Source organism: Wenzhouxiangella sp. YN1 (assembly GCF_056324145.1).
In genome coordinates, this window is sequence record NZ_JBJNIO010000120.1 from 104,818 (window position 1) to 123,495 (window position 18,678).

Here is an 18,678-nt window from a genome sequence, read left to right on the forward strand (position 1 = left end):
CCGCTGATGAGCAAGATCACCTACACCATTCCCGCCGACGGCCGCGTCATGGCCTGCCTCGATCCCTCGATTTATGCTGATTCGGTTGTCGATCACGCGGCCTGGGCTTCCCGGCGCATGGGCTCCGCGCTGACGTGCCTGCACGTGATCAATCGTGAGCCAAGCCACGCCGCTCAGGCCGACTACAGCGGCAACATCGGCATCGATACGCAATCGGCCCTGCTTGAAGAGTTGGCCGAGCTCGACGCCCGGCGCTCGCGTCTGGCCATGCAGCAGGGGCGCGTCCTGCTGGAGCGCATGACCGGGCGTGCCGCCGCGGCCGGCGCCGTCGACCCGCAAGCGCTTCAGCGTCACGGCACGCTGGCGGAAACGCTGGTCGAGCTCGAAGACGGCGTTCGCCTGTTCGTGATCGGCAAGCGCGGTGAGTCGGTGGATTTCCACAAGGGACACCTTGGCGCCAACCTCGAGCGCGCCGTTCGCGCGGTGCACCGCCCGCTGCTGGTCAGCTCACGCCAGTTCCGGCAGATCGAGTCTTTCGCGATTGCTTTCGACGGCAGCCCCACTACGCAAAAATGCGTTGCCATGGTTTGCCAGAGCCCGCTGCTGCGCGGCCTCGGCTGTTATCTGGTCGTGGCCGGCAGCGAAGAAGGTAAGCTCGGCAAAAGCCTGGACTGGGCCCGGCAGACGCTCGAGGAAGCGGGTTTCGAGCCGCAGACCGTGGTCCGAACGGGCCATGCCGAGGACGTGATCATCGAGCAGGCTGAGCAGCTGGATATTGATCTGCTGGTGATGGGGGCTTATGGCCACTCGCGTATCCGACGCTTGATTGTCGGCAGCACCACCACCAGCGTGCTGCGCCGCTGCACCATTCCCGTATTGCTTCTGCGCTAGCGCTGCATCGCCTTGACCGCGCCAGGTCTGCCCGGCTAGGCTGGTTGACGAGGGGCCGGGCAGCCGCGCCGGGGCGCTCCCGCCGGCTGCGATTGGAATGCAACCCAGCGTAAGAGAGGGAGCCCAGTCGTGTCAGCGAAACAAGAAGTGGCCGCACTGCTCGAGGCCGCTGACGTGAGCATCGACGGTGATCGTCCCCGGGATATTCAGGTGCATGACGATCGCCTGTACCAGCGCGTTCTGGCCGAAGGCTCGCTGGGAGCGGGCGAGGCCTACATGGACGGCTGGTGGGACGCCAATCAGCTTGACGATTTCTTCACCCGCATTCAGCGCGCCCGGCTCGATCGCAAGGTTCGCAGACCATCGACGCTCTTTCAGGCGCTGCTCAGCCGCCTGAGCAACCCGCAAAGCCGCCGTCGCTCCCGCCAGGTGGCCGAACAGCACTACGATTTGTCCAACCGGCTCTACGAGGCCATGCTGGGCCCGACCATGCAGTACACCTGCGCCTATTACGGCCAACGAGGTGAAATCGAAACCCTGGACGAGGCCCAGGCCGCCAAGCTGGCGCTGGTGGCCGCCAAGCTCCACCTTGAACCGGGCATGCGCATCCTCGAGCTCGGCGGCGGCTTCGGCGAGCTGGCCCGTTATCTGGCCGCCGAGCACGGCTGCGAGGTCGTCAGTTTCAACATCAGCCGCCAGCAGGTCGACTACGCGCGCGCCATCTGCGAAGGCCTGCCGGTCGATATCCGGCTCGAGGACTACCGCGAGGCGATCAACGAGTCCGAAGATTTCGACCGCGTAGTCAGCGTTGGCCTGCTTGAACACGTTGGCCCGAAGAACTATCACGGCTTCTTCGAGCTGATCCACGCGCGGCTCAAGGCCGGCGGACTGGCGCTGGTGCACTGCATCGGCGGCAATGAAAGCCGCTCCGCTGCCGATCCGTGGATCAGCAAGTACATCTTCCCCGGCGGTGTTATCCCGTCAGAGGCACAACTCGCCCGGGCCAAAGAAGGCTTGCTGGTGCTCGAGGACTGGCACAACTTCGGCCCCGATTACGACCGCACGCTGATGGCCTGGGAGGCCAATTTTCTCGAGGCCTGGCCAGGACTGGCCGAGCACGACGGCCTCGACAAGCGCTTCTACCGCATGTGGCGCTACTACCTGAACATGTCGGCCAGCGCCTTTCGCGCCCGCGGTCTGAACCTGTGGCAGATGGTGTTCAGCCACGGAGACGTGCCGCGTTATGTGTCGGTGCGCCAGCCATGAGCGAAGCAGCCTGGCAGGCACATCGAAGTCGCGTGGGGGCGCTGTCGGCGTCATTGACCGACTCGCACGGCCCGGTACGACTGCGCAAGCGCACCAGCAACCTGTTTCGTCCGCGCGAGGAAGGCAATCGCACCGAGCTTGACGTGACATCGCTCGATCACGTCATTGCCATCGACGCTGAAGCCGGCGTTGCCGATGTCGAGGGCATGATCACCTACGCCGGCCTGGTCGATGCAACGCTGCCGCACGGCCTGGCGCCCGCCATCGTGCCGCAGCTCAAGAGCATTACCGTCGGCGGCGCGATGACCGGACTGGGCATCGAATCCATGGCCTTTCGCCATGGCCTGGTTCATCACACCGTCCGCGAGATGGACGTGCTCGTCGCCGACGGCCGCGTGCTGACCTGCTCGCCGGATGAACGCCCCGAGCTGTTCTTCGGCTTTCCCAACTCCTTCGGCAGCCTGGGGTATGCCACCCGGCTGCGGGTGGAGCTGGTCCCGGTCAAGCAATACCTGCGCCTGGAGCACAGTCGCTTCAGCGATTCGCAGGCGCTGTTTGCCGCCGTCGGAGAAGAATGCGCGCAGCCGAGTTGCGACTACCTCGATGCGGTGTACTTCGCGCCCGACGAGTTCGTGCTCGTGCGCGCAAGCTTTGCCGAGTCGCCGCCGGCCGGTACCGCTCCGAGCGACTACACCTGGATGCAGCAGTACTGGAAGAGCCTGCTGGAAAAGCAGGAGGACTGGCTCAGCACCCACGACTATCTGTGGCGCTGGGATACCGACTGGTTCTGGTGCAGCAAAAATGTCGGCATGAACTTCAAGCCGCTGCGCTTTCTTTTGGGGCGCAAGCGCCTGTCGAGCATCACCTACCAGAAGATCATGCGCGCCAGCCGGCGCTGGCCGCTGAGCCTGCTGCAATACGTCCGTCCGCGCACCGAGTCGGTCATCCAGGATATCGACATCCCCATCGACAACGCCGCCGCCTTCCTCGAGGATTTCGAATCCGCCATCGGCATCCGCCCGGTCTGGATCTGTCCCTTCATCGTGCCCGACGGCCGCTTTTCCCTGTTCGAGCTGCGCACCGACACGCCTTACATCAACTTCGGCTTCTGGGACATGATTCCCTCGAACGAACCCGACGGCCACTACAACGCCCTGGTCGAAAAGCTGGTGGCGAAACACGGCGGCAAGAAGAGCCTGTATTCGCGCAGCACTTACGATGAAGCGACCTTCTGGCAGGAATACGACCGCGAGACCTACGAGGCCCTCAAGCGCGAGTGCGATCCGGACGGACGCTTTCCGGGGCTGTACGAAAAGGCAGTAGAGCAGGGCTGAGGCTTTCTGGCTACGTCAGTCATGATCGCTCGAGCGCGTCCAGTTTTTTCAGGCGGCGCCTGACCTGCCTGCGAACGACGATCGACCACAGGACCGTGGCAACAAACACGATCAGTACGCCCGCAGCCGAAGCTTGCAAGTTATCGAAAGCGTCGGATGCGAGGAAGTAGCTTATGGCTGCGGCAAGCAGCGTCAGTCCCCAGATTCCTGCGAGCATCCATACGCTGACATGCCAGTAGCGAAGCCGGCTTTGCAGGCGTCGCCGTTCAAGCTTGAGCAGCGCACTCGCGTCCATCGGCAGGTGGCACCAATTGCGCTGACGCTGCCAAAAGGTCCACACGGTGAATCCGACGGACATGACGGCGAGCGCAAAAAACATCGCACGCTCGAACACATGCAGCTCGAATGTCGCCGCAATCAAAAGGCAGGCCCCAACGACTATGATGCCAGACAGCAGCTCGATTACGGCGACCGCCTTCTCGCGCCGGTTGCGCCGCCTGGTTTTGGCCATCAGGGCGGTGACGTCCAGCGCCGCCGCCGGCGTCTTCTGCCATGCGCTCTGCCATTGTTCGATTTCATGATCAGTGTTCATGCGGGTTCTTCCTTTGCAAGCAGCTTTTTAAGCCGTTGGCGGCCGCGGCTCAGGCGCTGGGAAACGGTGTTTTCAGCCAGGCCGAGCGTCTCGCCGATTTCAGCGTGCGTGAAACCTTCGAGCATCAGCTCGATGCACTGCCGGTACGTCAGCGGCAGGTTGCGTATGGCAGCCGCCAGGTCATGCTGTTCGGGCAGGGTGTGGGCAGAGGCAGGCGCCAGGTCGTCCGGGTCGCCGCCTGAAACGTGATCGAGAACACGCTGTTGCTGTATTACGTGATCGACCGCGCGGTTGTGCGCCACGCGCGCCACGAATGTTTTCAGGCTGGCTCGCTCACCAAAAGACGGCAAGGCTTTCCAGACCGCCAACAGAATCTCCTGAAACAGATCCTCGCGCAGTGCCGCATCGGCCTCGTAGCTCAGAGTAACGCGCGAGAGCATGGGGCCGAAGCGCTCAATGACCTGCATGAAATGGTCGCTTCGATTGCGGTTCACTCGCCGCCCTCGGCAGGCGGCCTGATTTCAAGATACGCGGCCAGCCCGACGCAAAGCAGCCAAGGGCCCAGCAGCAGGGGCGGCAGTAGCCAGGCGGCCGGCGCCAGAAAGACCAGCAGCATTGTCACGAGGGCCAGCCAGGTGATTGGCCAGGCATGCCGGGCACACAGATGAGTACTCCTAAGCAAGGCTTTTCCCAGCGAAAGACGATCGATCAGCAGCAGCGGCGCGGCGAACATCATCAGCGTCGACAGCGGCACGCCCGAGGCAAAGATGAGCCCGAGCTGGAATGGGCTGCCTGACGCGTCGTCCGTCTTGTGCGCAAACACCAGCAAATCCACGGCGCCAGGACCCAATACCAGATACCCGACTGCCACCTGCCAAACATAGGTCAGTCCAGAGACGAAAGCCAGAGCAGCCAGCGCCGGCCACTTGTCTTTGACCTTGCGCAGCGCGGTAAGAATTTGCAGCCGCCCGCTGTCGGCCAGCTGATACAGCGCCAGCCAGTAAATCCCGCCAAGCATTCCCACCACCCACTTCGATAGTGGAATACCGACCACTGGAGCCGTGATCTGCACCAGCATCTCGATAGCAAACAACAGCAGCATCATGCCGAACAGCCTGAGAGGTGCACGCCGGAACAAACGCCAGCCCATGATCAGCCAGCGGGGAAAGCGACTCAGGGCCGCGGGGGAGCCGAGGGCAGGGCAGGTGCAAGCGGTTCGTGCTTCGATCATCGGAAGTCTCTTCGGTATCGTGGCGAGTTCGATACCCATAGACACCCGGGGCGTCCGAAACCTGGCAGGCGGCGCTTCGGGGCCTCAAGTCATGAACGGTAACGGGCTCAGGCTGCTTCGTGGGGGTGGACGTCGTTGTAGTCGCCCTCGCGCCGGGCTCGAGACAAGTCGTGCGCTGCCTGCAGGTTGAGCCAGAAGCGCGCTTCCATGCCGAAGTGCTTTTCAAGACGCAAGGCAGTGTCAGCCGTCATGGCGCGTCGGCCGGCAACAAGTTCCGAAATCCGGTTGTGTGGAACATCCAGTGCACGGGCCAGTTCACGAGCTGAAAGGCTCAGCGGCACCATGAATTCCTCGCGCAACATTTCTCCTGGATGAGTGGTAATGCGGCTCATATGCAAACCTCAGTGGTAGTCCACGATTTCAACATCTTTCGGACCCTCATCGCCCCATCGAAAGCAAACTCGCCATTTCTGATTGATGCGGATGCTGTACTGGCCCAGACGATCACCTTTCAGCGCCTCGAGGTGGTTGCCCGGCGGAATCGCCAGCGACCGAAGCTGCGTGACGTTGTCTAGCTGGTCGAGCTTCCGCAACGCAATCTTCGCGATGCCCGAGAACCGGCGACTCTTGCCCGTCTCGAACAGCCGTTCCGTTTCCGGGCACTGAAAGCTGCGAATCATTTGCGTATTGTGGTACGTAACGCGTACAAGGGTCAAGTGCCGCCGGCAGTTCTGGAGATCGGTATGCGTTCAAGTCCACGAAACTGTCGCCCGACGCTCCTGTCAGAATCAGTATCGGGCACTGAAGTGAGAGGCATTCGCTTCCGTGCCCGTAGAAGGGGAGCTCACCCGTCTCACGATGAGACAAAGGAGATGAATCATGTTAAGCAAGTCATTGAGATTGATGCTTTTCACGGCGATGGCTCTGGCCGCTGTCGCGGTGCAGGCCAAGACCATTGAAATCGAGGGCCTCGACTCGCTCAAGTTCGACACCGAGACGATCACCGTCAAGCCGGGCGAAGAGGTGACGATCAAGCTGGTCAACAATACCGAGCTGCCGGCCAACGCAATGTCGCACAACTGGGTGTTGCTGGTTGCCGCTGCCGACGCCGAGGCCTATGACCAGGCGGCCACCCAGGCCGGCGCCGACAATGACTACATGCCCGCCGACATGGGTGATCAGGTGATCGCTGCCACCGGCATGGTGGCCGGCGGCGAGTCCGAGACGGTGACCTTCACAGCCCCCGAGGAGCCGGGTGATTATGAGTATATCTGCACCTTCCCCGGCCACTTTGCTGCGGGCATGAAGGGCGTGCTCAAGGTCGAGAAGAGCTGACCCGAGGACATGAAGCAGACTGCGGATGCAGCCACGAATGGCTGGCTATCTGGCTGAATTTGTCCAATACAGTCAGCAGGTTGGCTGCGTCTGCTATGCTAGGTGTTGAAGTGAAAGAGGAGTTTCAGAAGCCTCCGTCAGCCACCCGTGCATTCTCAAGGAGCGCAGCATGTCAAAGAACAGTTTCCAATCCCGCGACCAGCTTGTCGTCGACGACACCACCTACACCATCTACCGGCTCGATGCGGTCGAGGGAAGCGCACGCCTGCCTTTCAGCCTGAAGGTTCTGCTCGAGAATCTGCTGCGCAACGAAGACGGAGAGGGAATTACCGCCGACCAGATCAACGCGCTGGCCCAGTGGCAGCCCGAAGTCGAGTCGGATCAGGAGGTGCAGTTCACGCCGGCGCGGGTGCTGATGCAGGACTTCACCGGCGTGCCTTCGGTCGTCGATCTGGTTGCCATGCGCAACGCCATGGCCGACCTGGGCGGTGACCCCCGGCGCATCAACCCGCAGATTCCATCCGATCTGGTCATCGACCATTCGGTTATCGTCGATGCCTTCGGCCAGCCCGACGCGTTCTTCATCAACGCCAAGTTCGAGTTCGAACGCAACGCCGAGCGCTACCAGCTGCTGCGCTGGGCCGGGCAGGCCTTCAATGATTTCAAGGTGGTGCCGCCCGATACCGGCATCTGCCATCAGGTCAATCTGGAATACCTCGCGCGTACCGTTTTCACGCGTGAAACCGACGACGGCCTGCTGGCCTATCCCGACACTCTTGTGGGCACGGACTCGCATACCCCGATGATCAACGGCCTGGGTGTTCTGGGCTGGGGCGTGGGCGGCATCGAGGCCGAGGCCGCCATTCTGGGCCAGCCCATCAGCATGCTGACGCCGCAGGTGGTCGGCTTCAAGCTCACCGGCGAGCTTCCCGCCGGCGCCACCGCCACCGACCTGGTGCTGACCGTCGCCGAGCTGCTCAGGAAAACGGGCGTGGTCGGCAAATTCGTCGAATTCTTCGGCCCCGGCGTGGCCAACGTGCCGCTGGCCAACCGCGCCACCCTGGGCAACATGAGCCCGGAATACGGCTCGACCTGCGCCATCTTCCCGATCGACGATGAAACCCTGTCCTACCTGCGCCTGACCGGCCGGGACGAGCACAAGGTCAAGCTCGTCGAGGCCTATGCGAAGGAGCAGGGCCTGTGGCACGACCCCGATCACGAACCCGACTACTCGCAAGTCGTCGAACTCGATCTGAGCACGGTCGAGCCGTCGCTGGCCGGGCCCAAGCGCCCGCAGGACCGGGTGCCGCTGCGCATCGCGCCCAAGGCGGTCTCCGCCCTGCTGGCCGGCGAGCCACAGGAAAAGGCGGTGCGCGGCAGCCTGGATGCTTCTTCGGCGGCGTCTTTTCCGGCCAGCGACCCATTCACCGCCCACGAAAACCATCCCGGTGACGCGCCGCACACGCCGCCGGATGAAAATGCCGACTGGGAGTCGACGCCGGTGGAAGTCACGCTCGACGATGGCCGCAGTTTCGAGCTCGATCACGGCTCGGTCGTGATTGCCGCCATCACCTCATGCACCAACACCTCCAACCCCGCGGTGATGATCGGCGCAGCGCTGCTGGCAAGAAATGCCGTCGAGAAGGGTCTGGCAAGCAAGCCCTGGGTCAAGACTTCGCTGGCGCCCGGCTCGCGCGTGGTGTCCGATTACATCGAGCGCGCTGGCCTGACGCCGTATCTTGAAAAGCTCGGCTTCCATCTGGTCGGCTACGGCTGCACTACCTGCATCGGCAACTCCGGGCCGCTGGCGCCGGAAATCAGTCAGGCGATCAAGGACAAGGATCTGACGGTCTGCTCGGTGCTTTCGGGCAACCGCAACTTCGAAGGCCGCATTCATGCCGAAACGAAGATGAACTTCCTCGCCTCGCCGCCGCTGGTCGTGGCCTACGCGCTGGCCGGCAGCATGCACATCAATCTGACCCGCGACCCGCTGGGCACCGACGGCGACGGCAATCCGGTCTACCTGAAAGACATCTGGCCCTCGCCAAATGAGATCGAGGCCACCATCAGCGAAAACCTGCGCGCCGACATGTTCACCGAGGGCTACTCGGACCTGTACGCCGGCGACGAGCGCTGGCAGGGCATGGACATTTCCGAGGGCGATACCTTCGAGTGGCAGCCCGAATCGACCTACGTGCGCAAGCCGCCGTTTTTCGACGGCATGACGCGCGAGCCCGAGCCGCTGACCGACATTACCGGTGCGCGCGTGCTCGCCCTGCTGGGTGACTCGGTGACCACCGACCACATCAGCCCGGCCGGCGCCATCGCGGCCGACTCGCCGGCCGGCGAGTATCTGATGGATGAGGGCATCGAGCCCAAGGACTTCAACTCCTACGGCGCGCGCCGCGGCAACCACGAAGTGATGATTCGCGGCACCTTCGCCAACGTACGCCTGAAAAACCACCTGGCGCCGGGGACCGAAGGCGGCTTTACCCGCGACTTCACCCAGGACGGAGCACCGGTCACGACCATCTACGATGCCGCCGTCAACTACATCGCCAACGACACCCCGCTGGTACTGCTGGCCGGCAAGGAATACGGCTCGGGCTCCTCACGCGACTGGGCCGCCAAGGGCACGGCGCTGCTGGGCGTGCGCGCGGTCATTGCCGAGTCCTACGAGCGCATCCACCGCTCCAACCTGATCGGCATGGGCGTGCTGCCGCTCGAGTTCGTCGACGGCGACAGCGCCGAGTCGCTGGGGCTGAGTGGCGAGGAGACTTTCGACATCACCGGCATCGAAGGCAGCGACAAGCTGCCCGAGCGCGTCAAGGTAGAGGCTCGCAATGGCGAGGGCGATACCCGGAACTTCGAGGCGAAAATTCGCATCGATACACCAGCTGAAGTCGCCTATTACCGCCACGGCGGCATCCTGCCCTACATGCTGCGCGAGCTGCTGTAGGAGGTAAAACCCGAGGAGAGCCAACATGGACCATCGCGTCGAAATCCTGATGACCGAGTTCGTCACCCACGACGTCAAGCGCTTTATCGTTACCCGGCCCGACGGGCTCGACTACGAGCCCGGGCAGGGCGTGGAACTGGCCGTCGACGAAGACGACTGGCGCGAAAAGGGGCGACCGTTCACGCCAACCAATCTGCATGATGCCGGCGCGCTCGAGTTCACCATCAAGGGGTATCCCGAGCATGAAGGCGTTACCCGGAAGCTGCACTCGCTTGGGGCCGGCGACAAGCTGATGATGTCGGATTCCTTCGGCGTGCTGACCTATCAGGGCCCGGGCTGGTTCATCGCCGGCGGCGCCGGCATCACGCCGATGATGGCCATGCTCAGGCAGCTGGCTGCCGACGATCAGCTCGACGGCCACGGCCTGATCTTTGCCAACCGCAGCCCTGATGACATCATCAACGAGAAGGAATTCCGCCACTACCTCGGCGACAGATGCATCTTTCTTTGCGATGACGCCAAAGGCATGCCGTATCCGGAAGGCCGGATCGATCGCGATTTTCTGGCCGAACATATCGACGACTTCGATCAGCGCTTCTACACCTGCGGCCCGCCGAAATTCGACCAGGCCGTCAAGGACGCGCTTGCCGAGCTCGGCGCCGAACCCGATCGGCTGGTATTCGAGAAATAATGCCGTCACCGCTGCAAGGGCAGTTCGATCGGCGGTAGGGTGAGAATTGAACTCAAACCAATCCTTCAAGGAGGCGTGGCATGGGTATCTGTGCAAGCTGCGGCAATGAGTACGACGACACGTTCACCGTCGAGAAAGACGGCGAGCGCTTCGAATTCGATTCCTTCGAGTGCGCCATTCACACGCTGGCACCCGAGTGTGCCCATTGTGGTTGTCGGGTCATCGGGCACGGCGTACAGAAAAAGCAGACGGTCTACTGCTGCGCACACTGCGCCGACAAGGCCGGCGAGAGCGGACTGGTCGATCGCGCCTGACTGACTGCGCCGTCCGGCAAGCCGCCTTTTTCAGATCGATTCCCAAAGGGCTGGGCCGGCTCGGCTCGGCCCGACCCGAGGGCCTGCGCGCCCGAAGGGATGATCCGTGCTTCCGGTTGCAGTCTTGACGCCTGCGTGCACCGCTATCGGCTATATTCGAGCACGCCGGATCGGCAACAACTCGATGAGCTCGAAATCCGCCATCGCAAGGCAACCGGAGGATGAAACACCCATGCACGACACCAGAATACGGCTGATCGATACCGACTTTCCCGCGATCCGCCGCCGGCCGCTGCAAACGCTGCAGATGAATCTCGGCTATCTGTGCAACCTGGCCTGCACTCACTGCCACGTTGCCGCCGGCCCGAAGCGAACCGAGCTGATGGCGCGCGACACCATCGATACGGCGCTGGAGTTCATGCGCGCCCACGCCATCCAGACGCTCGATGTCACCGGGGGCTCGCCGGAAATGAACCCGCATTTTCGCGATCTGGTGCAAGCAACGCGGGACATGGGCATCCACGTCATCGATCGCTGCAATCCAACCATCCTCAACGAGCCCGGCTACGAATGGGTTGCCGGGTTTCTGGCATCGCAGCAGGTCGAGGTGATTGCGTCACTGCCCTGTTACACCGAGCAAACCGTTGACCGCCAGCGCGGCAAGACGGTGTTTCAAAGCAGCATCACCGCTTTGCAGGCGCTCAATGCGCTCGGCTACGGCCGCCACGGCAGCGGATTGACCCTCAACCTGGTCTACAACCCCGATGGCCCGCAGCTGCCCCCGCCGCAGGCGCCGCTGGAGGCCGATTACCGAGCGCATCTGCGCGCGGAGTTCGGCATCGAGTTCAATCATCTGTATACCATCACCAACATGCCGATCAAGCGCTTTGGCAGCATGCTGGTATCGAAAAACCAGTTCGATGACTACATGGCCCTGCTCAAGAATGCCTATCGACGCGATAATCTGGGCAGCGTCATGTGCCGCGATCTGATCAGCGTGGACTGGCGCGGCTACGTTTACGACTGCGACTTCAATCAGATGCTCGACATGCCGCTGGGCGCAACAGCCGATCACCACGTGCATCTGCGCGACCTTGTTGACGCAGAGCTCACAGGCAAGCCGATCCACGTGGCTGACCATTGCTATGGCTGCACCGCAGGGCAGGGCAGCAGCTGCGGGGGCGCCCTGACCGATGCTGCATGAGGCCATGGCCCGCTCGCTGCGCCGGCGATCGCTGCAGCGTCGAGTCGATTCCCGAGCCTTCAGGCATCGGTCATGAACAAGACAAGAATCGCGCTTCTGACGTGCATCATCGCGGCCATCATCCTGTTCTTCGCTTTCGATCTCGGGCAGTACCTGGAGCTGTCATGGCTCAAGGCACAGCAGGGTCGTCTGCAGGCCGCGGTAAACGCCAGCCCGTGGGTATCGGCCGGGATATTCTTTCTGGTCTATGTGGCCGTCACGGCGCTGTCGCTGCCGGGTGCTGCCGTGATGACCCTGATCACCGGCGCGGTATTCGGGCTGTTCCGGGGCACGCTGCTGGTCTCGTTTGCTTCATCCATTGGCGCCACGCTGGCTTTTCTCGTGGCCCGCTATCTTCTGCGCGACTGGGTGCAGAACAAGTATGGGCGGCGCCTGAAGGCAATCAATCGGGGGATTGAAAAAGACGGCGCTTTCTACCTGTTCACGCTGCGGCTGGTGCCGGCATTTCCGTTTTTCGTGGTCAACCTGGTCATGGGCCTGACGCCGATACGTACCGCAACCTTTTATGTCATCAGCCAGCTCGGAATGCTGCCGGGCACGCTGGTCTTTGTTTATGCCGGCACTCAGATCGCGACCATCGAGCGTACCTCCGACGTGCTCTCGCCCGGATTGATTGCTGCGTTCGTTCTGCTCGGCCTGTTTCCGTTGATTGCACGCAAGTTGATCGAGCGAGCAAAATCGCGCAGGGCGTTGAAGGGTTATCCCAGGCCGCGGCATTTCGATCGCAATCTCGTCGTCATCGGCGCCGGCTCGGCCGGGCTGGTTACCGCCTACATAGCGGCGGCCGTGCGCGCCAAAGTCACGCTGGTAGAGAAAGACCGGATGGGCGGTGACTGCCTGAACTACGGCTGCGTGCCGTCCAAGGCCATGATCCGCTCGGCGCGCGTTGCCTCCCTGATGCGGCGCGGCGGTGAGTTTGGCGTACACGCCGACAACATTCGCGTCGACTTCGCGCAGGTCATGGAGCGCATTCAGAAAGTCATCGCGGAAATTGCTCCGCACGACTCAGTTGAGCGCTATCGCTCGCTGGGCGTGGATGCAATCGAAGGCGAAGCCCGCATCACCTCGCCGTATACGGTCGAGGTCAACGGCCGCGAGCTGACAACCCGCAGCATCGTGGTGGCGACCGGAGCGCGGCCATTGGTGCCGCCAATTCCGGGCCTCGACAAGGTCGATTATCTGACCTCCGACACGGTGTGGAACCTGCGCGAGCTGCCGCAGCGCCTGCTCGTGCTCGGTGGCGGCAATATCGGCTGCGAGCTCAGCCAGGCCTTTGCGCGATTTGGCAGCCGGGTGACCCAGGTCGAAATGGCGCCCCGGCTGCTGACCCGCGAAGACCCCGATGTCTCGACGTATCTTGCCAGGCGATTCGCAGCCGAAGGAATCGACGTGCGTACCGAGCACAAGGCCAAAGCCGTTGGGCGGCGCAACGGCGGGCAGGTTCTGATCTGCGAACATCAGGGCGGCGATGTGGAATTCGAGTTCGACCAGATTCTGGTGGCGGTTGGCCGTACCCCCAACACCGCCGGATTCGGCCTCGAGGAGCTGGGCGTCGAGATCTCGGCGACGCGCACGCTCGAGCTCAACGAATTTCTGCAGACGCGCTATCCGAATATATTCGCCTGCGGTGACGTTGCCGGTCCTTACCAGTTCACGCACACCGCATCTCATCAGGCCTGGTATGCCGCGGTCAACGCGCTGCTGCTGGGCATTCGCCGTTTCAAGACCGATTATTCGGTCATCCCCTGGGTTACTTTCACCGACCCGGAAATCGCCCATGTTGGCCACAATGAAACCCAGGCGCGCGAAGCCGGCATCGAATACGAAGTCACCCGCTACGACCTGGGCGAACTCGACCGTGCCATCACCGAAGGCGGGGCGCACGGCTTCGTCAAGGTGCTGACCGTACCCGGCAAGGACCGGATTCTGGGGGCAACCATCGTCGGCGAGAGCGCCGGCGAGCTGATCGGTGAGTTCGTCACCGCCATGCGCCACGGGCTGGGCCTGAACAAGATCCTGGGCACCATCCACGCCTATCCCACCCTGATCGAGGCCAACAAGTTCGTCGCCGGCCAATGGAAACGAGCGCATGCACCTGAACGGGCGCTTGCCTGGCTGGAGCGCTTTCACGCCTGGCGGCGCCGCTGAGCTCACCCAGCGAATTACCACCATCCTGACCATCAGACTCCGAGGTATGGCCGAGGGGTTGTCTTTGCTCGTTAATTAGTTTACGATAAACGTAAATTATAAGACGAATAGCATAACATTCGTACTGAGGGTCCGGTCTATGGCCATTCGCATCAACCTGGATATTGAGCTGGCGAAAAGCAAGATGTCCCTGACCGAGCTGTCGCAAAGGGTCGGCGTGTCGATGACCAATCTTTCGCTGCTCAAGAACGGGCGGGTCAAAGCCATCCGTTTCAGCACTCTCGAGGCGATCTGCGAAGCACTTGCTTGTCAGCCGGGCGATCTGCTCGAGTTCGTCGAAGACCACCAAACGCAAGGGAGGAAATCCCATGACTCGTGAACACACCCTGCCTGGCTATGTCGCCATCGCACTCGCTGTCCTGTTTCCCGTCTACTGGTTCACCGCCCTCTGGCAAGGGTTTGCTGCCGCGTCGGTAGCGGAAAGCTTCAGCGCCGACATCACTCGCCTGGGGCCGATGGACGGACTGTTCGTGTTGATTGGAGGGATGGAAATCTATCTCTACCTGAGTCTTCGTCGCATTATCAAGAACCAGCTTCAAGGCGGTGTCTGTGCCGTCCTGCTGCTGATAATGGCCGTTGCCGCCGGGCTGCTGACCGCTACCGTGCTGTTCGATCTGGGATTGAGCCCGAGCGGAGAGTTCACGAACCCGATCCGCGATGGCCTTGTGGTCGCGGCCTCGGCCTGGTTCATAATCACGGGTTTCATCCTCGGCCTGACTGGCCTGGCCCTGTCGATCGCCTTGCTGGTCACCGATGCCGGCAGTGCGACAACGCTGAAAGTGTTCGCCGTCATGCTGCTGATCAGCTCGCTGTTGGCGCTGTCGATCATTCTTTCCCCGCTGAGTTTCGTGACCTATCCGGTGGCTTTCCTGACGCTGGGCATATTCTTCCTGCGCGGCGGCTACGAGGCGGAAGTTGTATAGGGTCGCCGGCGCGGCGGCGCGCAGCATGGCCTTGTCCCAGCGGCTGGATTCGTGCTTTTCGCCAACCTGCTTGGCTTCGAGCACGAAATGGCCCCGGCGGTAGAGGTCGATATAGCCGCGGGTGGGGGAGCCGTCGGGGTGGTCGATGCCGACCCGGCGTTCGAAAACGTAGGCGTTTTTCTCCGGATCAGGCCCGGCCGGCTCGGGGCCGGGCAGATCCAGCAACTGGCACAGCTCGGTGAGAAAGAGCTGGTAGTTGGCGCGCTCCATGCCGTCGCGGTCGGTCCAGCGGCAGGGCTGGAAGGGGAAACGGGGACTGATGCCGACTGAAAAGTAGCTCAGGCACCCTCATGGATCTGGTGATCAGCGCCGTCGATCGGGTTGATCAGGCGGGTGAAGCCGAAGGCTTCGAAGTCGGCGGTGTTGCGGGTGGCGAAGTCGGTGACGCCGTGATGACGAAGGGTCAGCGCGATGCGGGCGTCGAATACGGCTCGCCGGGCGATGCCGGGGCGTTGCGCAACGGTCCAGAGCTTGTCCATGACCGGCGCATTTTCTATCAGTGCCCAGCGAGGATTGTTGCGCCAGGCCATGCACACGGCCGCGGCATCGGGCGCGTCAAGCGGGCTGGCCAGTACGGCTGCATTGCGCAGTAGCTGGTAGAGCTCCAGCAGGACAAGTTCGCAGATCGCTACGTCGTCGCGCTCGGCGCATTGCTCGATGAACGCCCGCGCTGGCTGATGCTCGGGGCAGTCACGATTGTGCGCGTACAGCAGGATGTTGGTATCTATGGAGAGCACGTTGACCCCGACACGTCAGGCATTGCCCAGCTCGCGCCAGCGTTCTTCCGGCGCCTGGAATTCCCCGAGCGCGTCAGCCGCGGGCGGTTGCCACGGGCGGTCGCTGCGTCCGGGTGGGTAGATGCGCTGCATGTGCTCCAATCCGCGGCGTAGAACTTCAGCCAGGCTGATTTCCTGTTCGGCGGCAATCCGCTTCGCCTCTCGGTAGAGCTCGTCGGGGAGTTGGATCTGAGTGCGAACCATGATGTTAAAAATACACCGCTGTATAAAGCATGTCAAATGCTTCGGTCTGCTGTTTGCATCGGCGGGCAGGGCACGGTTCCGTAGCTGCAGAAGACACAGCAGTCGCCCTTTTTCGGCCGCAGCACGGCGCCGCAGCGCTTGCAGTCGTAGAGGTGCTGGCAGGCGTCGGTGGGCATGGTTTCAGTTTCACGGTGGCCGCACGAGAGGCAGGTAATAGTGGATTCAGGAATCACGGCAGGCTCTGCTTGTGATGAAGTGCGCATGTTGTCTGTGCGGATTGTCGCAGTCTTCAAGCATCGTGCACGCCCAGTGGTGCCCAGGGGTTGATGATTCTAATGCCGGTGACGGATCTCGGAAAGTACGCAGGTGTCGAGCAGAACTCTCACAGTGAAACGTCGCGGTCGGGTGAGCGATCCCGCGTCAGGTCGACATCTTTCAGGCTCGGGCCGCCCCCGAGCAGGTAATCACGAAAGCCGGGCTGCTGCCCCGTCAGGGGCTGATACTCGGCCTCCGAGACAATCACCACCGCGTCATCACGCCGCGTCACCCGCTGGGGACCTTCGGTAAGCGCGCGTTTGACGACTTCACTGAACTTGTTCTTGGCGTCGGCGAGTTTCCAGCTCATCGGAGCACCTGCTTGGCTAGACTGGCTAGATAGTATACGGGGTTGGGGCCGACTGAAAAGTAGTTCAAACATCCTCATGGGTTTGGTGGTCGGCGCCGTCGATCGGGTTGATCAGGTGGCTGAAGCCGTGCCCCTTCTCAAGCCTGGCGCGGAACGACCGGGCGCCGGCGGCGGGACTGGCTCAGGGCCACGCCGCCGAGAATCAGGACGCCGGCGATCATCATTCCGGGGGTGATGGCTTCGCCCAGCACCAGGCGGGCCCAGGCCACGCCGAACAGGGGCACCAGGTAGGTGACGGTGGCGGTGCGGGCCGGGCCGATGGTTTCGATCAGGCGGAACAGGAAGGCGTAGGCGATGCCGGTGCATAGCACGCCGAGCGTGATCGCGCTGGCCCAGACGGTGGCTGAAGGGGACTGCGCCGGCCACTGCCAGATAGCGATGGGCAGCATTACGACGGTGGCGCACGACAGCGTGGCGCCGCCCAGCGCAATTGGCGGCAGCCCGCCAAGATAGCGACGCACCAGGTTGTTGCACAGCCCGTAGCAGGCGGCGGCCATTGTTGCTGCCAGCGCGGCCCAGCCGACCGGTACGCCGGCCATTGGCATGCCGACCATGACGCCAACGCCGACGATGCCCGAGGCCAGGCCGATGCCGCGGCGGATGCCCATCTTCTCGCCGAAGAACAGCCCGGCGAAGACGACGGCAAACAGGGCCGTCATGCTGTTGGCGATGGCGCTGATGCCGGCCGGCGCGATGGAGGTGGCCCAGGCGAACAGGGTAAACGGTACCGCCGAGTTCAGAATGCCGATCACAAGCAGCACGTGCCAGCGCCCGGCCAGCTGTTTGCGCGCGCGGTAGACGAAGGGCAGCAGCACCAGCGCGCCGAAGAAAAGCCGGATCTCGACCAGGGCAAAGGGGCCGATTTCCGGTGCGGCCACGCGCATGAGCAGAAACGAGCCGCCCCAGATGGCGCCCAGCAGCGTCAATTCGATCATGGCCTTGAGTTCCTGGCCGGTGGTCAGCTCTGTTTCCTGCATGGCTTTGTCCTGCGCTGTTGCGATGCGATTGCCTGAGGCAAATTACAGTATGATCGACGGCCATGTCGGCCTATCTGGTCATTCTTTCGCTGGTCGCCGCCGGCCGCGCGCTGGCGCGTTTCTTTCCGCCCAGCGCGCCCGAGGTGCTCAACCGCGTGGTGATCATGCTGTGCCTGCCGGCGCTGATCCTGATCCACGTGCCCACGCTGGAGGCCAGCGTTGCGCTGCTGCCGCTGGTGGTCGTGCCCTGGCTCTTGCTGGGTGCCAGCATTGCCATTGTGCTGCCGCTGGCGCGCTGGCTTGAGCTGCGCCGCGAGGCGGTTGCCGTGCTGCTTTTGCTGGTGCCCCTCGGCAATACTTCGTTTCTGGGGTTTCCGCTGACGGAGGCGCTTCTGGGCGCCGACAGCGTGCGCTATGCCGTGGTCTACGACCAGCTCGGCTCGTTTCTGATCCTGTGCACTCACGCGCTGTTCGTGCTGGCCTGGTTCGGCAGCGGCCGGCGACCGCGGCTGGGTGAGATCGCGCGGCGCATGATCGGTTTTCCGCCCTTTGTGGCGCTGATCGTTGCGCTCCTTTTCGGCAACGCCTGGCTGCCGGCCTGGCTGATGGAGCTGGCCCACAGCTTTGCCGATATGCTGCTGCCGCTGGTTACCCTGGCAATCGGCATGAGCCTGCACCTGCGTTTGATTCAGGACTACAGAAGGCCGCTGTATATCGGGCTGGTGTGCAAGTTGCTGGTGCTGCCGGCCGTTGCCCTTGGCCTGATTGTGCTGCTCGATGCGCGGCCGGACGTCGCCCGCGCCACGCTGCTGGAGGCCTCGCTGCCGTCGATGGTCACCGCCGCGGCGCTGTTGAGCTCGGCCCGCCTGGCGCCGCCGCTGGCCTCGGCCATGCTCGCCTGGAGCGTGCTGTTGTCGGCCGTGACCGTGCCGATGTGGTTCTATGTCGGGCAGGCATTGTTGTAAGCG

At 62.8% G+C, this 18,678-nt stretch carries 22 protein-coding genes and 1 pseudogene; 12 read left to right on the forward strand and 11 right to left on the reverse strand.

Translation table 11 applies throughout. The features are described 5' to 3' along the window. Window positions 1–6 precede the first annotated feature (6 nt). The 3 genes from ACEWQZ_RS03900 (at window position 7) to ACEWQZ_RS03910 (ending at window position 3,491) form a co-directional block, all read left to right on the forward strand. Window positions 7–891: a universal stress protein gene (locus ACEWQZ_RS03900; protein ID WP_476481754.1), complete on the forward strand. Its 885-nt coding sequence runs from the start codon at window positions 7–9 to the stop codon at window positions 889–891. 129 nt (window positions 892–1,020) lie between these two features. Beyond that, entirely contained in the window at window positions 1,021–2,157 is a 1,137-nt protein-coding gene (gene cfa / locus ACEWQZ_RS03905) for a cyclopropane fatty acyl phospholipid synthase (RefSeq protein ID WP_476481755.1), read from the forward strand. After that, on the forward strand, window positions 2,154–3,491 hold the full coding sequence (locus ACEWQZ_RS03910) for an FAD-binding oxidoreductase (RefSeq protein ID WP_476481756.1): 1,338 nt from the start codon (window positions 2,154–2,156) through the stop codon (window positions 3,489–3,491). The genes cfa and ACEWQZ_RS03910 overlap by 4 nt, the downstream gene beginning before the upstream one ends. 19 nt (window positions 3,492–3,510) lie before the next feature. On the opposite strand, the gene ACEWQZ_RS03915 is transcribed toward ACEWQZ_RS03910, so the two are convergent. The 5 genes from ACEWQZ_RS03915 to ACEWQZ_RS03935 all read right to left on the reverse strand — a co-directional run bounded on the left by ACEWQZ_RS03915 (window position 3,511) and on the right by ACEWQZ_RS03935 (window position 5,994). Further along, window positions 3,511–4,083 (reverse strand): hypothetical protein, encoded by a 573-nt coding sequence (locus ACEWQZ_RS03915; protein ID WP_476481757.1) that lies wholly within the window; start codon window positions 4,081–4,083, stop codon window positions 3,511–3,513. Further along, on the reverse strand, window positions 4,080–4,577 hold the full coding sequence (locus ACEWQZ_RS03920; RefSeq protein WP_476481758.1) for an RNA polymerase sigma factor: 498 nt from the start codon (window positions 4,575–4,577) through the stop codon (window positions 4,080–4,082). Before ACEWQZ_RS03920 ends, ACEWQZ_RS03915 begins: the two co-directional genes overlap by 4 nt. Further along, window positions 4,574–5,353, reverse strand: a complete 780-nt coding sequence (locus ACEWQZ_RS03925) for a hypothetical protein (protein ID WP_476481759.1) — start codon at window positions 5,351–5,353, stop codon at window positions 4,574–4,576. Before ACEWQZ_RS03925 ends, ACEWQZ_RS03920 begins: the two co-directional genes overlap by 4 nt. A 68-nt stretch (window positions 5,354–5,421) precedes the next feature. Then, window positions 5,422–5,706 (reverse strand): HigA family addiction module antitoxin, encoded by a 285-nt coding sequence (locus ACEWQZ_RS03930; protein ID WP_476481760.1) that lies wholly within the window; start codon window positions 5,704–5,706, stop codon window positions 5,422–5,424. A 9-nt stretch (window positions 5,707–5,715) separates the two neighbouring features. Next, entirely contained in the window at window positions 5,716–5,994 is a 279-nt protein-coding gene (locus tag ACEWQZ_RS03935; protein ID WP_476481761.1) for a type II toxin-antitoxin system RelE/ParE family toxin, read from the reverse strand. A gap of 199 nt (window positions 5,995–6,193) precedes the next feature. On the opposite strand from ACEWQZ_RS03935, the gene ACEWQZ_RS03940 reads away from it, so the two are divergent. From ACEWQZ_RS03940 to ACEWQZ_RS03975, 8 genes are all read left to right on the forward strand, one after another. After that, window positions 6,194–6,649, forward strand: a complete 456-nt coding sequence (locus ACEWQZ_RS03940) for a plastocyanin/azurin family copper-binding protein (RefSeq protein ID WP_476481762.1) — start codon at window positions 6,194–6,196, stop codon at window positions 6,647–6,649. Between the two features lie 169 nt (window positions 6,650–6,818). Further along, a complete protein-coding gene (acnA, locus tag ACEWQZ_RS03945; protein WP_476481763.1) occupies window positions 6,819–9,608 on the forward strand; it encodes an aconitate hydratase AcnA in 2,790 nt (929 codons plus the stop codon). Window positions 9,609–9,633: 25 nt separating this feature from the next. Beyond that, on the forward strand, window positions 9,634–10,299 hold the full coding sequence (locus ACEWQZ_RS03950; RefSeq protein WP_476481764.1) for a flavodoxin reductase: 666 nt from the start codon (window positions 9,634–9,636) through the stop codon (window positions 10,297–10,299). A gap of 80 nt (window positions 10,300–10,379) precedes the next feature. Next, entirely contained in the window at window positions 10,380–10,613 is a 234-nt protein-coding gene (locus ACEWQZ_RS03955; protein WP_476481765.1) for a hypothetical protein, read from the forward strand. Between the two features lie 232 nt (window positions 10,614–10,845). Continuing rightward, on the forward strand, window positions 10,846–11,817 hold the full coding sequence (arsS, locus tag ACEWQZ_RS03960; RefSeq protein ID WP_476481766.1) for an arsenosugar biosynthesis radical SAM (seleno)protein ArsS: 972 nt from the start codon (window positions 10,846–10,848) through the stop codon (window positions 11,815–11,817). Between the two features lie 72 nt (window positions 11,818–11,889). Next, on the forward strand, window positions 11,890–14,025 hold the full coding sequence (locus tag ACEWQZ_RS03965; protein WP_476481767.1) for an FAD-dependent oxidoreductase: 2,136 nt from the start codon (window positions 11,890–11,892) through the stop codon (window positions 14,023–14,025). A 139-nt stretch (window positions 14,026–14,164) separates the two neighbouring features. Beyond that, complete coding sequence (locus tag ACEWQZ_RS03970; protein WP_476481768.1) at window positions 14,165–14,404, forward strand: helix-turn-helix domain-containing protein; 240 nt, start codon at window positions 14,165–14,167, stop codon at window positions 14,402–14,404. Then, window positions 14,394–15,008 carry a hypothetical protein gene (locus tag ACEWQZ_RS03975; protein WP_476481769.1) on the forward strand — a complete coding sequence of 205 codons (615 nt, stop codon included), beginning with the start codon at window positions 14,394–14,396 and terminating at the stop codon, window positions 15,006–15,008. The genes ACEWQZ_RS03970 and ACEWQZ_RS03975 overlap by 11 nt, the downstream gene beginning before the upstream one ends. Here ACEWQZ_RS03975 and ACEWQZ_RS03980 read toward each other — a convergent pair. From ACEWQZ_RS03980 to ACEWQZ_RS04005, 6 genes and pseudogenes are all read right to left on the reverse strand, one after another. Beyond that, window positions 15,003–15,299, reverse strand: a pseudogene (locus ACEWQZ_RS03980) (type IIL restriction-modification enzyme MmeI); the annotation flags it as partial. The gene ACEWQZ_RS03975 and the pseudogene ACEWQZ_RS03980 sit on opposite strands and share 6 nt — an antisense overlap. A 47-nt stretch (window positions 15,300–15,346) precedes the next feature. Beyond that, on the reverse strand, window positions 15,347–15,805 hold the full coding sequence (locus ACEWQZ_RS03985) for a TA system VapC family ribonuclease toxin (RefSeq protein WP_476481770.1): 459 nt from the start codon (window positions 15,803–15,805) through the stop codon (window positions 15,347–15,349). Window positions 15,806–15,820: 15 nt separating this feature from the next. Next, window positions 15,821–16,048 (reverse strand): antitoxin, encoded by a 228-nt coding sequence (locus ACEWQZ_RS03990; RefSeq protein WP_476481771.1) that lies wholly within the window; start codon window positions 16,046–16,048, stop codon window positions 15,821–15,823. A gap of 32 nt (window positions 16,049–16,080) precedes the next feature. Then, on the reverse strand, window positions 16,081–16,311 hold the full coding sequence (locus ACEWQZ_RS03995; protein ID WP_476481772.1) for a GDCCVxC domain-containing (seleno)protein: 231 nt from the start codon (window positions 16,309–16,311) through the stop codon (window positions 16,081–16,083). Window positions 16,312–16,430: 119 nt separating this feature from the next. Continuing rightward, window positions 16,431–16,673, reverse strand: a complete 243-nt coding sequence (locus ACEWQZ_RS04000) for a type II toxin-antitoxin system prevent-host-death family antitoxin (RefSeq protein WP_476481773.1) — start codon at window positions 16,671–16,673, stop codon at window positions 16,431–16,433. Window positions 16,674–16,810: 137 nt separating this feature from the next. Further along, on the reverse strand, window positions 16,811–17,710 hold the full coding sequence (locus tag ACEWQZ_RS04005; RefSeq protein ID WP_476481774.1) for a DMT family transporter: 900 nt from the start codon (window positions 17,708–17,710) through the stop codon (window positions 16,811–16,813). Between the two features lie 62 nt (window positions 17,711–17,772). Between ACEWQZ_RS04005 and ACEWQZ_RS04010 the strand changes: the two genes are divergently transcribed. Continuing rightward, on the forward strand, window positions 17,773–18,675 hold the full coding sequence (locus ACEWQZ_RS04010) for an AEC family transporter (RefSeq protein ID WP_476481775.1): 903 nt from the start codon (window positions 17,773–17,775) through the stop codon (window positions 18,673–18,675). The last annotated feature ends 3 nt before the right edge of the window (window positions 18,676–18,678 follow it).